This is a genomic window from Pantoea sp. S-LA4, from assembly GCF_054482835.1.
Genome location: NZ_JBTLRC010000002.1, coordinates 807,385 through 823,102, shown reverse-complemented (window position 1 = coordinate 823,102; position 15,718 = coordinate 807,385). Strand labels below are relative to the sequence as shown.

Genomic DNA, 15,718 nt, shown 5'->3' with positions numbered 1-15,718 from the left:
GCGTCAGCCAGCTACGCCAGACGCTGGCTGCACTTTGCGGCTTTTAGCGACTGCAACTGTTGCAGTCGCGTATCCGCCTTATGGCTGGCGCTGAGCTTCGCAATGCCATTACCGAGACCGAAATCCCCGACGAACCCCAACAGGGTCAGCGCATCGAAACGGCCGGTGTGATCAATCTCGCCCTGCACGTCGTGCGCTTTCACGATCTCCTGATCCAGCATTTTGCAATCCAGCATCGCCGTCTCTTCCGGCGTTACCACGGCTGCCTGTGGATACTGTTTGGTGGCGCAGCCGCTTAGCAGCATTACCAGCACGCCTGACATCACTATTCTGTTCATGATTGACCGCCATCGTTTCATTGCCCTTAGCGGTATATCGGCAGCGCAACCTGCGATCGTGAATCTGTTTGCTACCAATAATGGGCGAAACCGCTACGCTAAGGTAGGATTTAGCGCGTCGGAATAAAGCGAAGCGCTTTCCGTCAGCAAAGTCAGGTTGTGAGCGGGATCGCTCCGTTTATTATTTCCACCTTATCTTTCAAATTGTTAGCCAGAATAGTGTTGTTGCTGGCAGCTGTTACAGAGTCAAAGCCTGACGCGAAATTCGCCGGATAGCCCTCGCGTAAGCGAGACTATGCGCAGAACAGACGGCATTCAGGGTTTTCAGGGGACGTTTACCATGAGGTTTTTCCATGCGTTTTAAAGGATTGAATATCGGATTTTTCATTCTGATTCTGGCGATTGCGACTCTCGCCTTTTTTGAGGTGCTTTCACCCTATTTCTCGCCGATTCTCTGGGCGGCGATTCTGGCGGTTATTTTCCATCCGCTAAAAACCTACCTGCGTACCCGGCTGGGCGAACGCAACGGCCTGGCCGCCTTGCTGACCCTGCTCTGTATCTGTCTGATTGTGTTCACGCCACTGGCGATTATCGCCTCGTCGCTGGTGGTGGAAACCAATGCGGTCTATCACAAGCTCCAGACCAACTCGGCGCAGTTCCCGGTGGTGTTTGCCGACCTGTTGCAGCATCTGCCGCGCTGGGCGAAACATTACCTGGCTGAAAATAATCTGGATAACGCCACCCAGATTCAGGAGAGGCTCTCGTCGTTCGCCCTGAAGGGAGGACAGTATGTGGCGGGCAGCGCTTTCATCATCGGTAAAGGCACTTTTAGCTTTACCGTCGGCTTTGGCGTGATGCTCTACCTGCTGTTTTTCCTGCTGAAAGATGGTTCCTACCTGGTGCATCTGATTCTGGAAGCGTTACCGCTGTCGACCTACGTTAAGCATCACCTGATGGTGAAGTTCGCTGCAGTGGCGCGCGCCACGGTGAAAGGCACCGTGGTGGTCGGGATCGTTCAGGGGATACTCGGCGGTCTGGCATTCTGGTTTACCGGCATCGACGGCAGCCTGCTGTGGGGCGCGCTGATGGCGTTCCTGTCACTGATCCCGGCGGTGGGTTCTGCCATCATCTGGGTACCGGCGGCCATCTTCTTCTTTGCGACCGGCGCACTGTGGAAAGGTCTGTTCCTGGTCGGCTTCTTCGTGGTGATTGTTGGGCTGGTGGATAACATTCTGCGTCCGCTGCTGGTAGGCAAAGATACCAAAATGCCGGACTACCTGATCCTGATCGCCACGCTGGGCGGCATGGAAATCTACGGCATTAATGGCTTTGTGATCGGTCCGGTGATCGCCGCGCTGTTTATCGCCTGCTGGAATCTGCTGTCGGGCCGCGACAACCGCGAGAATATCGAAGAGATTGATGAAGAGGTGATCGAGGAAGGCAAGAAGCAGTCAGATACCGCCGCCGAAGCTGCTGCTGAAGCCGCCGCAGCGGCAGCCGATGCCGCCGCCGAAGCGGAGATCAAAGTCTCGGCACTGGCCGCCGCCGAAGCGGAAAAAAACGCCAGCGCGAGTAAGAAATAAAAAAACCCACCTTAGGGTGGGTTTCTTTTTTCTGCAAAACAGCCGACTTAGTTGGTCGCTTTGTTTTTCAGGTCTTCAGCACCCTGCTTGGTTTTATCCCAGCCTTTCTCGGTGCCTTCTTTGGTCTTGTTCCAGCCTTTCTGCGCCCCTTCGGTCACTTTGCTGCTGGTGGCATCACTTTTGCCTTCAGCCGCATGCTCGGACTTGAGTTTCATCTCTTCGCCCTGATGCTGCGTCTGATGCAGTTTTTCTTTAGCGGTATCCGCGCCTTTATGCGCTTCCGCAACGGTGTTGTCTGTGGTGGTCGCGGCAAAGACTGGCGAAGCCAGTAAAATAGCAGACAGTGCAATAATTGTTTTCTTCATAATTCCCTCTGTATTGAATAGTTGCCGTGTCAGGTTTTAATCCTGGCATAGCGCTGCCAGGAAAGATTTAAGAATAAACCAGGAATGAAAAAGGGCCAGTTTTCGCCAGAAAAAGCGCTATTCGCCCGATATTCCCCCCTCACCATAACGCCAGTTGCGGATCGTCATCCGGTTTCACCTGCGCTTTTTGCGGTCGGGCAGCCGGTGCCGGCCGCTGCATCTGAGCCGCTATCCACTGCAGCAGCACCGCTACCACATACGCCTGCTGCTCCGCGCTGAGCGGCTGGTCCGGAGCAATCTGGTGGCATTTACTGAGACAGCCACGGCAACAGGTAGCGGTCGCATGCTGGGCGATAAACACCGGATGGCCGCGCATCGGCGTCTGCTTACCGTCGTTAGCGGGCCGGGCCGGTGCCAGCCGCCGGGCGATAAACTCTGCCGCATGCTGGCGCAGTGTCGCCTCATCCCGGCTGCGAACATAGTCATATTCTGCACGCCCCAGCCGAAAGCGCTGGCGAAACGGTGACTGCGCCAGGCGGTTAAAAAGATCGTCAAAAGAGGTCATAGCATCCCGATAGCCGGTTTAATCGTATTTCCGTCCCGCCAGATAACGCACACCCTGCGGGCCAAACGCCTCACGATGCAGTTCATTCGGCTGAAGATGGAAGGTGTCGCCGGGATGATAGGTGGTATCGCTCTGTTCGGTGCTGATGGTGATATCACCACTGAGAATCAGGGCCAGCGCCTCAAAGGGATGGACATGATTATCGAGTTGCGTGGCGGGTGCGCGCTCAACCAGTACCGGCTCATCAAAACCCTGTTCGGCTAACAACGTTCTGAATTCGTGTTCCGTCATTGTTCCTCCTGCGTGTGGACCTGAACATTAGCAGTGTAGACGATCTTTATTATCAGTCGGTACGCCTGTCGCGCTGCGTAAAGTAGCGCAAGGCGGGTTGTTCCCTGGCACAACAGGTGCTGTACTTGCCGGCTCATGACTTTTGTAATGCCATAAGGATAGGCCACAGCGATGTCTGAACAGGTTAAAACCGCCCTGCTATTGATTAATCAGCGTTCACGTAAAGGACAAACCGACGCCAGCCGCGCCAGAGAGCTGCTCGCCGACCACGGCATTCGATTGCTGCAACCGGATGAACAGGAATCGCGCAGCTACAGCGAACTGATCGGCGCCTATGCGGATCGCGTTGATGCGGTGATTGTCGGCGGCGGTGACGGCACCCTCAATGCCGCTGCGCCCGGTCTGATGCAAACCGGTCTGCCGCTCGGCATTTTACCGCTCGGCACCGCCAATGATTTCGCCCGAACCCTGGGCATCAGTCCGCGTCTGGAGCAGGCGGTGAAGATTATCGCGGATGGACAACTGCGCCCGGTCGATCTTGGCGAAGTGAACCAGCATCTGTTCCTTAACGTCTCCAGCATCGGTTTTTCCGCACAGCTGGCGCATCATCTGACGGCAGAATCGAAAAAGCGCTGGGGCGTTGCCGGCTATGCGCTGGCCGCCTTCCGGCTGCTCCGTCAGAGTCGCCCTTTCAGCGCCACGCTGATCCATCAGGGCGAACGGACGCCGATTAAAACCGTACAGATCTCAGTGGGCAACGGACGGTTTTATGGCGGCGGCATGACGGTTGAACAGCAGGCCGCTCCTGATGATGGTCTGCTGGATGTTTACAGTCTGGAATTGCAACAGAGCTGGCAGTTGATCGCGCTGCTGCCCTACCTGCGGCGTGGCACGCAGGGGCGCTGGCGTAACGTACGGGCATTTTCGACGACCGAACTGACCATTGAGACCCGTCGCCCGCATGACATTAATGCGGACGGCGAGATTGTCGGACAGACGCCAGCACATTTTCGCCTGATTGCGAATGCGCTAAAGGTGTATGCGCCGTCAGATAAACCCTGAGCCGGTGACAACAGTAGAATCAGGGCTTTTCCGCATTTTCTTCTGCGTAATCAATATGTTCTGACAGGTTAACCACCAGCTTTTTCGCCATCTCAATCGTCATGCCGAAATAGAGTGACTCCTGCTGACGTTTGGTGAAGGGTGCCTGAGGATCGTGGTAGCCAAATTGCAGCACCAGCGCCTGATGACCGGGTAACGGCCCGACATGCCAGCCGGTGACCGGATAGAAGGTAAAACGACTAAAATTATTCACTTTAAACCTGACCGTGAAAGCATAACGCTGATTGGGAGTCAGGCCAGCTCTGGTTATAAAAACGTGAGTGGAAAGCTAAGTCTGAACGAAATCCACAGAATCACAAGGGAAACGGCAGGAATAAGCGAAGCGTGAGGCAAAAGCCGCCAGCGGCTAATTTATTGATACGAAATAAAAAAGCCGTACCGGCAAACCACTCTGCGACAGCACGGCCAGAAGGTGATTATTTTTGCGGCTGCGGGATGACAGAAATGTGGCCGTTCACCTCCAGCACCGCATATTTAATCTGATCAAAACGCTCCAGCCCCTGACTGGAGCGCGCGGCTTCCAGCACATCATCAGGGCTGATGCCGGTCATTTTCATCCGTTCAGTCAGTAAATTGCCATGCTCCACCAGAATCACCGGCCCGCCATCAATCGCCTGCTCCACCACCGGAAAACGATTTTTCAGTTTCCCCAGCAGGATATCGATCGTGACCAGCGTGATAATGGTCAGGGCAGCCCCGGTGACCGAAAAATCGTCTCCCAGCAGCGCCTGCTGGGTCGCTTCACTGATAATCAACAGCAGGATTAAATCGAACGAGGTCATCTGCAGCAGGGTGCGTCTGCCGGCAATTTTGATCACCACCATCAGCACCAGATAGATACCCGCTGCACGTAATACCGTTTCCATAACGCACTCCTGTCAGGGATAAATCCATTGGGTAAAACGGGCCGGCGGACGATCGCCGCTGCTGACGCTGACGTGGACCCGGCCAGGACTGCGCGGTTGCAAACCGAGCCAGATAGCGTGATCCGGACCGGTATCACGCGACGAGAAGGTCAGCCGCAGATCGCTGCCGATGGTGATCGCCTCCAGCGGCTGCGGCTGCAGCGTCTGGATCTGCAGATTATCCAGCGCCCCGCTACCCAGGGTGACGCTGAACTGCTCCGCCTGTGGCGACCGGAGCCGGATGGTCATATCCATGTTGCTCTGAACCCGGCCAAACCGCTCATATTCCACCTGAATCGCGCCATCCGGCGACTGGGTTGTGCCATTACTCAGCACCCCTTTTGAAAAGAGTCCGCAGGCACCCAGAATCACCAGCAAGATCAGGAGGTACTCGCCAACGCGCTGAATCAGCCATTCGCGGCGTATCCAGCGAACATCTTCTTTGATCGGGTAATCCCGACTGCTGATATGATCTTTTTTCACTGTGGCATCGTCTCCTGTCTGCACAAACCAAACTGAACGCTGACTAAAGCATAGCGGGAGTCCGATTATTTACCGCGACGTTCAATCCAGAACGACCAGCTGTGGTAAAGCAGCGTCAGCGGCATGGCGATCGCCGCCCCCACCAGCACAAAACCCTGGGTGGCCGGGGCCGATGCACTGTCATTGATGGCGAAATGGTACGGCACTAACCAGGGATAGAGACCGCACAGCAGGCCGATAAATACCGCAGCTATCAGCATCAGCGTCACAATCAGTTGCACCAACGGTCGGGCGCGCCACAGCGCCAACGGCAAAGCAATCCACAGCATGACAATCGCCACGCCAGCCACTTTACCCAGCGGTCGCTGCCAGCTTTGCTGCCAGAGGTCGGCGTTAAGATAGAGCTCAAGCAGAAACAGCATCAGCGCCAGCAGCCACCACAGCCAGCTCTGCGCTTCGGCCAGCGGCTGAACCTTCTCCCCGATGCGCCAGCCGATCCAGCAGCAGGCCAGCAGCGAATTGATCGCCATTAAGCCTGCGCCGCTGATCAGCGGAACCAGGCTGAGCCCGTCAGGCAGGCCGCTATGCGGCTGAGCGCTGATGATCATCCCGGCGCACCAGCCCTGAATAAAGGTCGCCAGGGCCGAACTGCTGGCCATGATACGATCGAGCCAGTGGCGCAGCCGGGTGCTGCTCTGGGCGCGATACTCCAGCGCCATCGCCCGTACCACCAGCGCCAGTAACATAACAAACAGCGGCGCGCTTAACTCACTGAGCAGCAGACTGTAGACCGGGGGAAACAGCGCCAGTAAACCGCCTGCGGCCAGCACCAGCCAGGTCTCATTAGCATCCCAGACCGGCAGAATGCTGTGGGTCATCAGTTCACGCTGCTGATTATCGTGAAACCAGAAGAACAGCATACCCACGCCGAGGTCGGTGCCATCCAGCAGCAGATAGAGCAGCAGCGAGAAACAGATGATCAACGCAGAGAGATCGGCCATGACGAACTCCTAATTGGGCGTTTTCAGCTGAATGACCACCGGGTTTCCCGACGGCAGTTCACCTTTAATCCGGCGCAGCAGATAGTGTAAGCCGAGGGCAAACACCAGCGCGTAGATCAGCAGTACCGCCAGAAAAATGCCCAGCGTGGTGCTCAGCGCCAGCGGCGACACGCTCTGAGCGGTGCGCACCATGCCGTAGACCGTCCACGGCTGCCGCCCGACCTCGGTGACCACCCAGCCCGACAGCAGCGCGACAAAGCCCGCTGGCGTGAGCCACGTCAGCCAGCGCAGTAAGCGCCACGAAACCGGCAGCCGTCCACGCCAGCGCTGCAGGTTCGCCACCAGCGTGGTCAGTAAGATCGTCATCCCCAGCCCCACCATCAGGCGAAAGGCGAAAAAGACCGGCAGCACCGGCGGGATCGCATCGGCGGGAAATTCACTCAGGCTTTTGATGTGGCCGGAAAGATTGTGCCGCAGATAAAGCGATCCGAGATTGGGCAGGCTGATCTCCAGATGGTTGCGCTGCGCCTGTTGATCCGGCACGGCAAACAGCCGCAGCGGCTCGCCCTCTCCCGGCGCAGGCGGATGCCAGCCGCCTTCGATGGCGGCCAGTTTGGCGGGCTGATAGTCGCGGGTATTTTCACCGTGCAGATCGCCGAGTACGATCTGCACCGGAACGGCGATCAGCAGAAAGGTCAGCGCGCTGTTGAGCATCAGTCGCGACGCGGCCTCCGCCTTGAAATGCCGCAGCCGCCAGGCCGCCACGCCCATAATCAGCACCGCCACGGCAATCAGTGACGCCATCACCATATGGCTGAAGCGCCACGGAAAGGAAGGTGACAGCAAAATCGATTGCCAGCTGTCAGCGAGAAAAACGCCGTTCTCATCGCGGGTGAAGCCGACTGGCGTATGCATCCATGAGTTGGCCGCCAGTATCCAGAACGCGCTAAGCAGCGCCCCGAACGCCACCAGACAGGTGACGACAAAATGCACGCCAGGACGGATGCGGTTAAAGCCAAACAGCATCACGCCGGTCAGCGCCGATTCGAGAAAAAAGGCGACCAGCACTTCGTAAAACATCAGCGGACCGATAACGCCACCCACCTGATGAGAGAAGCGCGCCCAGTGGGTACCGAACTGAAACTCCATCACCACGCCCGAAACCGCGCCAATCGCCACCGTCAGGGAGAAAATCGTCAGCCAGAAGTGCAGCGCATCACGGGCAGCCTGCTGTTTTCCCCACAGCCAGCGCGCTTCAAACCATACCAGAAAGGGTGCCAGCCCCAGCGTCAGTGCCGCCAGGGTAATATGCATCCCCATCGTCAGCGCAAACTGCGCCCGGGCAATGATTAACACCCAGTCGTTCTCATTCACGATCGGACGTACCCTTAGCGACGTGCGCAAGCGGGCCATCGCCAGAGAGGACCAGGCGCAGAGGATGAGTCCGTTCTGTCATCAGAATGTCTCCGGTTATAAGCACGTCTCACCGGCTACTGCTGAAATATCAGCAACGCAAACGGTTTTTCGCCGGGGCGACGTATTTAACAAGGTATTATCAGCGTAGCGAAGAAATATAAAGGCAGCTAGTTAAGGATTGGCCGGAATAAAGAAACCGGGCCATCTCAGGATTATTCTGAATTGATAATGACGTGACTCAAGGGATGAAAATGATTATTTTCTGCGTTGGTTATCGCTGCGCTTAAATAAGATTAAGCGCAGCGCGTTAATAAGCTGCCGCGTCATCTCTCCGCGGTCTCTGCCGCTACAGCCAGCCTGAACGGCGGAGTTTTGCCCACAGTCCGCCGCACGCCAGCAGCGTGATGCCCACCGCCAGCGGGTAACCATACAGGGACTTCAGCTCCGGCATATGTTCAAAGTTCATGCCATACATGCTGAATACCACGGTCGGGATCACCAGAATCGCGCCCCAGCCCGCCAGTTTTTTTACCACCTCGTTCTGCTGCACCGTCACCAGCGCCAGATTGACCTGCATGGCGCTGGTCAGCATCTCGCGCATATCCTCAGCGTCGGTCACCACATGACGTGCGTGATCCTGCACGTCGCGAATATAGGCCCGCAGCGGACGGGGGATCAGATCTTCATGCAGGTGAATAAGCTGGTTACAGATCTCCTCCAGCGGCAGCGCAGCGTTACGCAGCGTCAGCAGATGACGACGCAAGGTGTAGACCGCCTGCACCGACTGACGATCAAACTCGCTTTTGAACAGATCGTTCTCCATCTGCCCGACCCGCTCATTCAGCGAGGTTGAGAGTTCAGCATAGCGATCAACAATAAAGTCGAGCAGGCAATAGAGCGGATAACCGGGTCCCAGTTTAAGCAACGCCGGATTCTCCGCAGCCCGCTGACGTACCGGGGAGTAGCTCTCCGAAGCGCCGTGACGGATGCTGATCAGAAAGTTTTTTCCGACAAAGAAATGGGTTTCGCCCAGTTCGCAACTGTCATCTCTGGCGCGTACCGTCTTGACCACGATAAACAGCGATTCGCCATAATGCTCAATTTTCGGCCGCTGATGGGCGTAAAGCGCATCTTCAACCGCCAGTTCGTGTAGCCCGAACTCCTCTTTAATTTTCGCCATGAATGCCGGATCAGGCTGCCACAGGCCCAGCCAGATAAAGGCATCCGGCTGTTTAATTACTTCACTGATCTGCTCAACATCCACCTCTTCGCCTGCGCATCCCGGACGATAGACCCTGCTGCTTACGATCATCTTCTGCATTCTCCCTTTATCGGTATCAGCAGCTTAGTCAAAGCCGGGCCGGCATCCTAAGAAAAACGGTAAAGATTTGCTGCAACCATTAACGCGACCGGCCTTACCACTTCACGCCTAAGCCGGTGGAGAATGTGCCTTCATTCAGGGTGTCCGGCGTGCCGCTGACCAGGTTGCGGTGATAGCCCAGATGCAGGGTTGACCAGGAGGTCAGGGTATAACGCAGGCCCACCTCCGCATCCAGCGTAAATACCCCATCATCATCCAGCGAATGGCCGACGTCGCCGTTACTGTAGAGCGTGACCGATTTGCCCAGCAGGTAACGCTGGTAGCTCCAGCGCACCGACGCGCCAAAATGATTCTCCTCGCGGCCATCGCTGTAGCCATAGCCAAAAGCGCCGCCCAGTATCGACACCGAGAAAGCACTCAGTTCGGTATCCCACAGCTGGTAGCCGGGACCGGTGCCAATCAGAGCCTGACGCGAAAGATCCTCTACCCAGTCGCGTTTGTAGGTGGCGCGGGTTTGCCAGAAGAACTGTTCTCTGAACAGGTAATCAAAGGCGTAGCGCAGGCTGTAGTTGTCGGTATTGACGTCTTCATTCTCCTGCTCGCGGTTGTAGGTTGCACCGATATCGTGACGCCATTTGCCCTGCGCCAGTTTGGTATTGAGGGAAAAACTGTAATCGTCGGTTTTGGTCGAGGCTTTTTTGACCTTCATGCCGGCGTCGATATTGCCGGTCCACGACAGCTGATCGGTGCGCACTTTGGCTTTCATAAACTCATCGATACGCTTTACCGAGACTTTCTCTTCGCGCTCATTGCGTTCCACCCAGACATAACCCGGATCGGAGGAGGAGAGCCGCACCTGATAGTGCTCGCCGGTCTTTTTGTTTTCGACGTTGACCGGATTATCGCTCGCCAGGGTACTGACCACATTCCAGTCGAGGGTCACCGTGCCGGCATAGGCAGTCTCGATCGCCAGTTTACCGTCGCTCAGATAGCGCACCGTGCCGGTCAGCCGGTCGCCATTATTCAGCCAGACGGTATCCGCAGCGGCCTGCTCTGCCCATCCGGCACAGAGGCCCACCACCAATAGCGGACTGATGAGGTGTTGCTTCGGGCCAGTGATGCGATGCATAGCGTTCCCTGTTAAGGCGTCGTCGTCTTTTACGGGCAATGAGGCACCGCTGATTCAGGCTTAATAATTAAGACTATATCGCGCCGATATGCAATGTCGCTTAACAGGCACCGTTTATCAGTTGGCCACTGCAGCAAAAATAAGCGAAGTGCGGAAAAGGTTATTAACTTATTCGTTATTTGCATAATTCGCGATCTTTTCCAGGATTAAGGAGGTAACCCGAAACAGAAATAAAGGAGGCAACATGAACGAAGAATTTAAAAAGTGCATTGAGGCCTGTTATCTGTGTGCGGCGGCCTGCGATAACTGCGCGGCGTCCTGCCTGCAGGAAGAGAACCTTGAGATGATGCGAAACTGTATCCGGCTGGATATGCAGTGCGCCAATATCTGCCGTCTCGCGGCACAGTTTATGACCCTGCAAAGTGAGTCGGCCCGCCAGCTCTGCCAGCTGTGTGCTGAAGTCTGCCAGCAGTGCGGCGATGAGTGCGGTCAGCATCAGCACGATCACTGCCAGCACTGCGCTAAAGCCTGTCACCACTGCGCTGAAGCGTGCCGTAACATGGCCGCCTGAGCGTCCTGATACCGGCATCGCCCCTGTGCCTATCGGCCAGGGGCGAACAGCCCTGCCCGATAGAGCCGGTCTGAAAACCGCACAAATTACCTGCGCTGCCGCCTTTAATCTCTGCGTCACTTACCCTACACTTTTATCTGTTGCACTAGATAATCAAACACAAGGTAAAAAGATGAGCAGCGAGTCTCGTGCCGACATCGGCAAACAACTGTCGTTCGCCCTGTATGGCGCGGCCAGCCGGATGAACCGGATGCATAAGCCCTTTTTAGATCCGCTCGGCCTGACCTTTCCGCAATATCTGGTGATGCTGGAGCTGTTCAGCGAGACGCCGCGCACCGTGGGCGATCTGGGTATGAAACTGGGCATGGATACCGGCACCATCACGCCGGTTCTCAAGCGCCTGGAATCGGCTGGCCGGATCGTGCGTACCCGCGATCGTCATGATGAGCGGCGCGTTCTGATTACGCTGACTGATGAGGGTGCCGCGCTGCAGCAGACGCTGTGGTCAATCACCGACAGCATCAAATCCGCCTGCAACATGACGGATCAGCAACTGGCTGCGCTGCGCGACACCCTGCTCAACTTCGCCCATCCGGCGTAGTAATCACTCTCAACCACAACGAGGCAGACGATGAATATCAGCATTATTGGCGCAGGCAATATCGGCGCAACCCTGGCACGTAAACTGGCCGCCGCCGGTCACCGTATCCGGCTGGCTAACTCACGCGGCCCTGACTCTATTCAGGCACTGGCAAGCGAAGTGGGTGCCACGGCAGTAACGCGCGAGGCTGCGGTTCAGGATGCAGAGGTGATTATCCTGGCGATCCCGTTTGATAAACATCCGCTGATGACCAGCCTGTTAAACGCCGCGCCGTCAGAAGCGATCATTATTGATACCAGCAACTACTATCCGTTCCGTGACGGCGATATCGCGGCACTCCGGAATGGTCAGACGGAAAGTGACTGGGCCAGCGAGCAGCTGCATCGTCCGGTGATCAAAGCGTGGAATGCGGTGCTGGCGGCAACGCTGGCCGATAAAGGCCAGCCGGCGGATCAGCCCGGACGTCTGGCGATCCCGGTAGCCGGTGACGATCCGCAGGCCAGAGCGGTCGCGATGTCACTGGTCGAGGCGACCGGTTTTGATGCGGTTGATGCCGGATTGCTGAATGACTCATGGCGTCAGCAGCCGGGCACGCCCGCCTACTGTACCGAACTGACAAAGCCGGCGCTGATTGCTGCCCTGCAGGCCGCCGATCGCCAACGCGCGCCGCTCAACCGCGATGCGTTAATCAAAGAGTTTATGTCTGCCGGAGAGCTGACACACGAGGCGATCGTGGCGCGCAACCGGGCTGTGACGGCCAGAAAGGAGTAAAGAGCAAAGCATGACCCGATTAAACGCAGCGGTGTCCTGAGCCGGTGTGCTGAGTTTCAGACAGAGGATGCAGCGACGTCGCTTGTCGCGGGGATTCCTGCCGATACCGCGCCGCAGCAGAGGCAGCGCGTCCCCTCTGAATGCAACACTCAGCCGTGGGAGTGGATCTCAGCGAGTCGCTGATCTCTCACGGCTATGCACCGTTTACGACAGGTCGTGCAGCGCTTTGCCGGACGGCGGGCTGATGATGAAGTCACTAAAACCGATCGCCAGCCCCTGGCGTTCGGGTGAGCAACCCATCACTCCGACAAAGCGCCGCGCATGGCCTGGCCACGGACAGAGACGTAACAGCGGCCAGTGCTCACCATCACTGGAGTACTGAATGCGCAGCGCCTCATTAACCAGCGTCGCCCGCAGCCAGAAGGTGCGCGGATCGCCGGGAAACAGACCGGTTGACCAGTCGGATCTTTCGCGCGTCACCACACAGCCCATCGCGGGCTGGTCATCATTAAATTCAATTCCCGCCTTAACCCAGTGCGTCTCATCATCCTGAATAAACAGCCCGGCCTGATCGTAGAGCTGGCTGAAATCCGCCCTGACCTGCACCTGTACGGTAAAGTCCTCATCGATCCAGAATCCATAAGCGTGCCCGCTGTGCCGCTCAAAACCGTACCAGGTGCGCTGCCAGAAATCGCTGTTAAGCGCCGTTTCGAAGCGTAGTTGATCTTTTTCAAGGCGGTGGTGCGGTGGCGGGTTAATCCAGACGCCACCCTGGTGGTTAAACGAATCGATGACTGTCATTACGTCTCCTGTTGAGGTGGACTGGCCGTGCAGAACTCTCCTCTATCTTAGCGGCCTTCAACTGATGCGTCGCTGAAGCGCTGATGATGGAAAGCGATTCGCAAAGTCTGTATTCGCGTTCGCTATTGGCCTGAGCCAACGCAGCGACAATATTATTTTCATTATTAAGTGGTCTTATATATCCGCCAAATAAGCCTTTATTATGCAGGATGTTAAGCTAAAAATATTTCATTTTGTTAATATACTGGCGTAATTCAGGTTCAGCAGCCAGGATTAATTCGTCTGAGGCGATGACCTCACAAACGAATAAGGAGAAATCACCATGGTAGATAAATCACAAATTTTAGACCACGCTCAGGTCGTTGATGTTAATGGTGAACACGTAGGGATTGTTGACCATTTTGAAGGCGATGACAAAATTAAGCTGGCAAAAAGCGATCCTGAAGCGGGTGGACAACACCATATTATTCCCTTTAGCTGGGTGAAAGAGGTGGATGATAATAAAGTCATTCTCTCCAAAGCGAAGGCAGATGTTGAAAGCGAGTGGCAATCAGCCTGATTCGCTGGCCGTGGCCCAGGCCACGGCACTACTTTTCGTGGCAATGCAATTTTATCTTCAACATTATCTCTCCCCATAACTTACCCTCATAACGGGCAATCCATAACACTCATCCCCTCAGCGATCGTTAAATCCACTCCTCAAATAAGCAGACAACTTTTATCGCCATTAATATTCAGAAACAGATATTCAAAGTATAAGACGACGTTTAATTTTCTATCCCGCTGCGCTAAGAATAAGCTGTCTTAAAATAAAACCCCCAGCCCCAAACATCCTTCAAACCAAAGCGGCCTTCAGGATATTTTCACTGCTTTCGGCACTATCAATACAATGCCGCTGCTGTGGCTGGCCTGACATCAGAAACGGGTAACGGCTTCAGCCACAACAACGTCGCCGTGATCGGGCGATGATCGGCTGGCCTGATGCCACCGATACAATGCCCTGCCCGCTTACCGGGCAGCTAATGCGATGCGGTCGCCGGGAAGATATTCATCATCGGCGCGGTCGTGACCGGGTAGCTGACCAAAAAGTTTTCTTTCCTCCCTGCTAATAAAGGATTCACCATGAAAAATGCCCTGATCGTGATTGATATTCAGAATGACTATTTCCCCGGCGGAGCCTTTCCGCTTGAGGCCGCCGAAGAGGCGTGCAAGGCGGCCGTTAACGCGATTGATGACGCGCGGGAAAAGGGATGGCTGATCGTCGGCGTTCAGCATATCGCCACGGCTGAAGCGCCGTTTTTCCGTCCGGATACCGCAGGCGCCGCGTTTCATCCTGATATCGCGGCGGCGCTGGAGAATGCACCCGTGGTGGTTAAGGCGGAAGCGGACAGCTTTTTTAACACCAATCTTGAAGCGTTACTCAGCGAACACGGTATTACCGATATCTATCTCACCGGCATGATGACCCAGCACTGTGTGACGCATACGGCGCTCTCACCCCAGAGCCAGGCCATGAAAGTCCACATTATCGCAGCAGGCTGTGCCGCGCCTTCCCGCGCGCTGAGCGATCTCGCCCTCTCCGGTCTCCGTGTCCGGTGTCCGGTGTAGCGTGGAGTAACAGGCACTGAACTCAACCGCGCCAGGTTCAGGCAGCGGAACCCACATTGCCCCGATCAGACCGCCGGTATGCCTTCCACCGGCGGTCTCTTGCCACAAAGCGGCCCGCCACCATTGAATCAGCGTCAGACGCCCAGCATCAGCGGTTATCCGCCGGCTCAGGCAGCCGGGCAATTACCTTAATTTCAAAATCAAAACCCGCCTACCGCGGTCCTGTTCGGCTAAGGCGCCTCTGTCCATATTTCATTTTTAATCTCCAGCACGGTAGCAAACTGGTTTTTGCTGCCAGGAAGCCTTTGCCGAACGGGGATTGGCCGCCGCCTCAATCCGCCAGCGTCGGGCTCACCCGCGGTGCGCTGTATCATCATTTCGGTGATAAAAATGGGCTGCTGGCCGCGGTGGTGTCGCAGGTCGACAGCGAGATCGCGCTGCGTGCCAGAGAGGTGGCCGCTACCGCCGATTCGGACTGGGAAAAACTGATGTGGGAGGGAGCCGTTTACATTGAAATGGTGCTCGACCCGGAAGTGCAGCGTATCGTCTTGCTGGATGGCCCGGCTTTTCTGGCGATCCCAGCCGCTGGCCGAGCCAGAATGCCTGTCTCGACGCCACCTGCAGCGCACTGGCGGAAATGGCTGCAAGCGGCGCGCTCAGGCCGGTCGATACTGAAGCGGCCGCGCGCTTACTCAATGGTTCGGCTTTTAATGCCGCCCTTTGGGTCGCAGCGAGCGAGAACCCTGCCATCACGCTGCCAAAAGCGATTGAAGCCTTCAGCCTGCTGGCGAGTGGATTGCTGTCGACCAGCAACAGGCTGCTTTGTGTCACTTTTTCGCTGGCCTAT

Annotated in this window: 19 protein-coding genes and 1 pseudogene; 8 read left to right on the top strand and 12 right to left on the bottom strand. The window is 56.2% G+C overall.

Annotated elements, in window-relative coordinates; all coding sequences use genetic code 11:
* Positions 1–11: 11 nt before the first annotated feature.
* The gene (locus ACX3P5_RS04690; protein WP_233984955.1) at positions 12–338 is read right to left on the bottom strand and encodes a hypothetical protein; all 327 of its coding nucleotides are present in this window, start codon (positions 336–338) and stop codon (positions 12–14) included.
* 353 nt (positions 339–691) lie between these two features.
* Here ACX3P5_RS04690 and ACX3P5_RS04685 point away from each other — a divergent pair, with 353 nt between their 5' ends.
* Positions 692–1,921 carry an AI-2E family transporter gene (locus tag ACX3P5_RS04685; RefSeq protein ID WP_233984956.1) on the top strand — a complete coding sequence of 410 codons (1,230 nt, stop codon included), beginning with the start codon at positions 692–694 and terminating at the stop codon, positions 1,919–1,921.
* 47 nt (positions 1,922–1,968) lie between these two features.
* On the opposite strand, the gene ACX3P5_RS04680 is transcribed toward ACX3P5_RS04685, so the two are convergent.
* From ACX3P5_RS04680 to ACX3P5_RS04670, 3 genes are all read right to left on the bottom strand, one after another.
* The gene (locus tag ACX3P5_RS04680; RefSeq protein ID WP_233984957.1) at positions 1,969–2,286 is read right to left on the bottom strand and encodes a hypothetical protein; all 318 of its coding nucleotides are present in this window, start codon (positions 2,284–2,286) and stop codon (positions 1,969–1,971) included.
* Between the two features lie 139 nt (positions 2,287–2,425).
* The gene (locus ACX3P5_RS04675) at positions 2,426–2,851 is read right to left on the bottom strand and encodes a DUF4186 domain-containing protein (RefSeq protein WP_458968351.1); all 426 of its coding nucleotides are present in this window, start codon (positions 2,849–2,851) and stop codon (positions 2,426–2,428) included.
* Positions 2,852–2,869: 18 nt separating this feature from the next.
* On the bottom strand, positions 2,870–3,142 hold the full coding sequence (locus tag ACX3P5_RS04670) for a cupin domain-containing protein (protein ID WP_094119599.1): 273 nt from the start codon (positions 3,140–3,142) through the stop codon (positions 2,870–2,872).
* Between the two features lie 171 nt (positions 3,143–3,313).
* Here ACX3P5_RS04670 and ACX3P5_RS04665 point away from each other — a divergent pair, with 171 nt between their 5' ends.
* On the top strand, positions 3,314–4,204 hold the full coding sequence (locus tag ACX3P5_RS04665) for a lipid kinase (protein WP_458968350.1): 891 nt from the start codon (positions 3,314–3,316) through the stop codon (positions 4,202–4,204).
* Positions 4,205–4,223: 19 nt separating this feature from the next.
* Here ACX3P5_RS04665 and ACX3P5_RS04660 read toward each other — a convergent pair whose 3' ends face one another.
* The 7 genes from ACX3P5_RS04660 to ACX3P5_RS04630 form a co-directional block, all read right to left on the bottom strand.
* Complete coding sequence (locus ACX3P5_RS04660; protein WP_233984960.1) at positions 4,224–4,457, bottom strand: hypothetical protein; 234 nt, start codon at positions 4,455–4,457, stop codon at positions 4,224–4,226.
* A gap of 223 nt (positions 4,458–4,680) precedes the next feature.
* Entirely contained in the window at positions 4,681–5,130 is a 450-nt protein-coding gene (locus ACX3P5_RS04655) for a DUF421 domain-containing protein (RefSeq protein ID WP_094119596.1), read from the bottom strand.
* 12 nt (positions 5,131–5,142) lie between these two features.
* Positions 5,143–5,652, bottom strand: a complete 510-nt coding sequence (locus tag ACX3P5_RS04650; RefSeq protein ID WP_233984961.1) for a hypothetical protein — start codon at positions 5,650–5,652, stop codon at positions 5,143–5,145.
* A 65-nt stretch (positions 5,653–5,717) separates the two neighbouring features.
* Positions 5,718–6,653: a cytochrome d ubiquinol oxidase subunit II gene (locus ACX3P5_RS04645; protein ID WP_233984962.1), complete on the bottom strand. Its 936-nt coding sequence runs from the start codon at positions 6,651–6,653 to the stop codon at positions 5,718–5,720.
* A 9-nt stretch (positions 6,654–6,662) separates the two neighbouring features.
* A complete protein-coding gene (locus ACX3P5_RS04640) occupies positions 6,663–8,027 on the bottom strand; it encodes a cytochrome ubiquinol oxidase subunit I (protein ID WP_458968349.1) in 1,365 nt (454 codons plus the stop codon).
* 388 nt (positions 8,028–8,415) lie between these two features.
* Entirely contained in the window at positions 8,416–9,381 is a 966-nt protein-coding gene (locus ACX3P5_RS04635) for a magnesium and cobalt transport protein CorA (RefSeq protein ID WP_094119683.1), read from the bottom strand.
* 103 nt (positions 9,382–9,484) lie between these two features.
* The gene (locus ACX3P5_RS04630) at positions 9,485–10,519 is read right to left on the bottom strand and encodes a DUF481 domain-containing protein (RefSeq protein WP_233984964.1); all 1,035 of its coding nucleotides are present in this window, start codon (positions 10,517–10,519) and stop codon (positions 9,485–9,487) included.
* Between the two features lie 244 nt (positions 10,520–10,763).
* On the opposite strand from ACX3P5_RS04630, the gene ACX3P5_RS04625 reads away from it, so the two are divergent.
* The 3 genes from ACX3P5_RS04625 (at position 10,764) to ACX3P5_RS04615 (ending at position 12,462) form a co-directional block, all read left to right on the top strand.
* Positions 10,764–11,090: a four-helix bundle copper-binding protein gene (locus ACX3P5_RS04625; protein ID WP_233984965.1), complete on the top strand. Its 327-nt coding sequence runs from the start codon at positions 10,764–10,766 to the stop codon at positions 11,088–11,090.
* Between the two features lie 172 nt (positions 11,091–11,262).
* On the top strand, positions 11,263–11,691 hold the full coding sequence (locus ACX3P5_RS04620) for a MarR family winged helix-turn-helix transcriptional regulator (protein WP_233984966.1): 429 nt from the start codon (positions 11,263–11,265) through the stop codon (positions 11,689–11,691).
* A 30-nt stretch (positions 11,692–11,721) separates the two neighbouring features.
* A complete protein-coding gene (locus tag ACX3P5_RS04615) occupies positions 11,722–12,462 on the top strand; it encodes an NADPH-dependent F420 reductase (protein WP_336754839.1) in 741 nt (246 codons plus the stop codon).
* Positions 12,463–12,666: 204 nt separating this feature from the next.
* On the opposite strand, the gene ACX3P5_RS04610 is transcribed toward ACX3P5_RS04615, so the two are convergent.
* Complete coding sequence (locus ACX3P5_RS04610) at positions 12,667–13,263, bottom strand: DUF1349 domain-containing protein (RefSeq protein ID WP_233984968.1); 597 nt, start codon at positions 13,261–13,263, stop codon at positions 12,667–12,669.
* A 322-nt stretch (positions 13,264–13,585) separates the two neighbouring features.
* Here ACX3P5_RS04610 and ACX3P5_RS04605 point away from each other — a divergent pair, with 322 nt between their 5' ends.
* The 3 genes and pseudogenes from ACX3P5_RS04605 to ACX3P5_RS04595 all read left to right on the top strand — a co-directional run.
* Positions 13,586–13,822: a DUF2171 domain-containing protein gene (locus tag ACX3P5_RS04605; RefSeq protein ID WP_233984969.1), complete on the top strand. Its 237-nt coding sequence runs from the start codon at positions 13,586–13,588 to the stop codon at positions 13,820–13,822.
* A gap of 563 nt (positions 13,823–14,385) precedes the next feature.
* Positions 14,386–14,871, top strand: a complete 486-nt coding sequence (locus ACX3P5_RS04600) for an isochorismatase family protein (RefSeq protein WP_458968348.1) — start codon at positions 14,386–14,388, stop codon at positions 14,869–14,871.
* 319 nt (positions 14,872–15,190) lie between these two features.
* Positions 15,191–15,670: pseudogene (locus ACX3P5_RS04595) on the top strand (TetR/AcrR family transcriptional regulator); the annotation flags it as partial.
* Positions 15,671–15,718 lie beyond the last annotated feature (48 nt).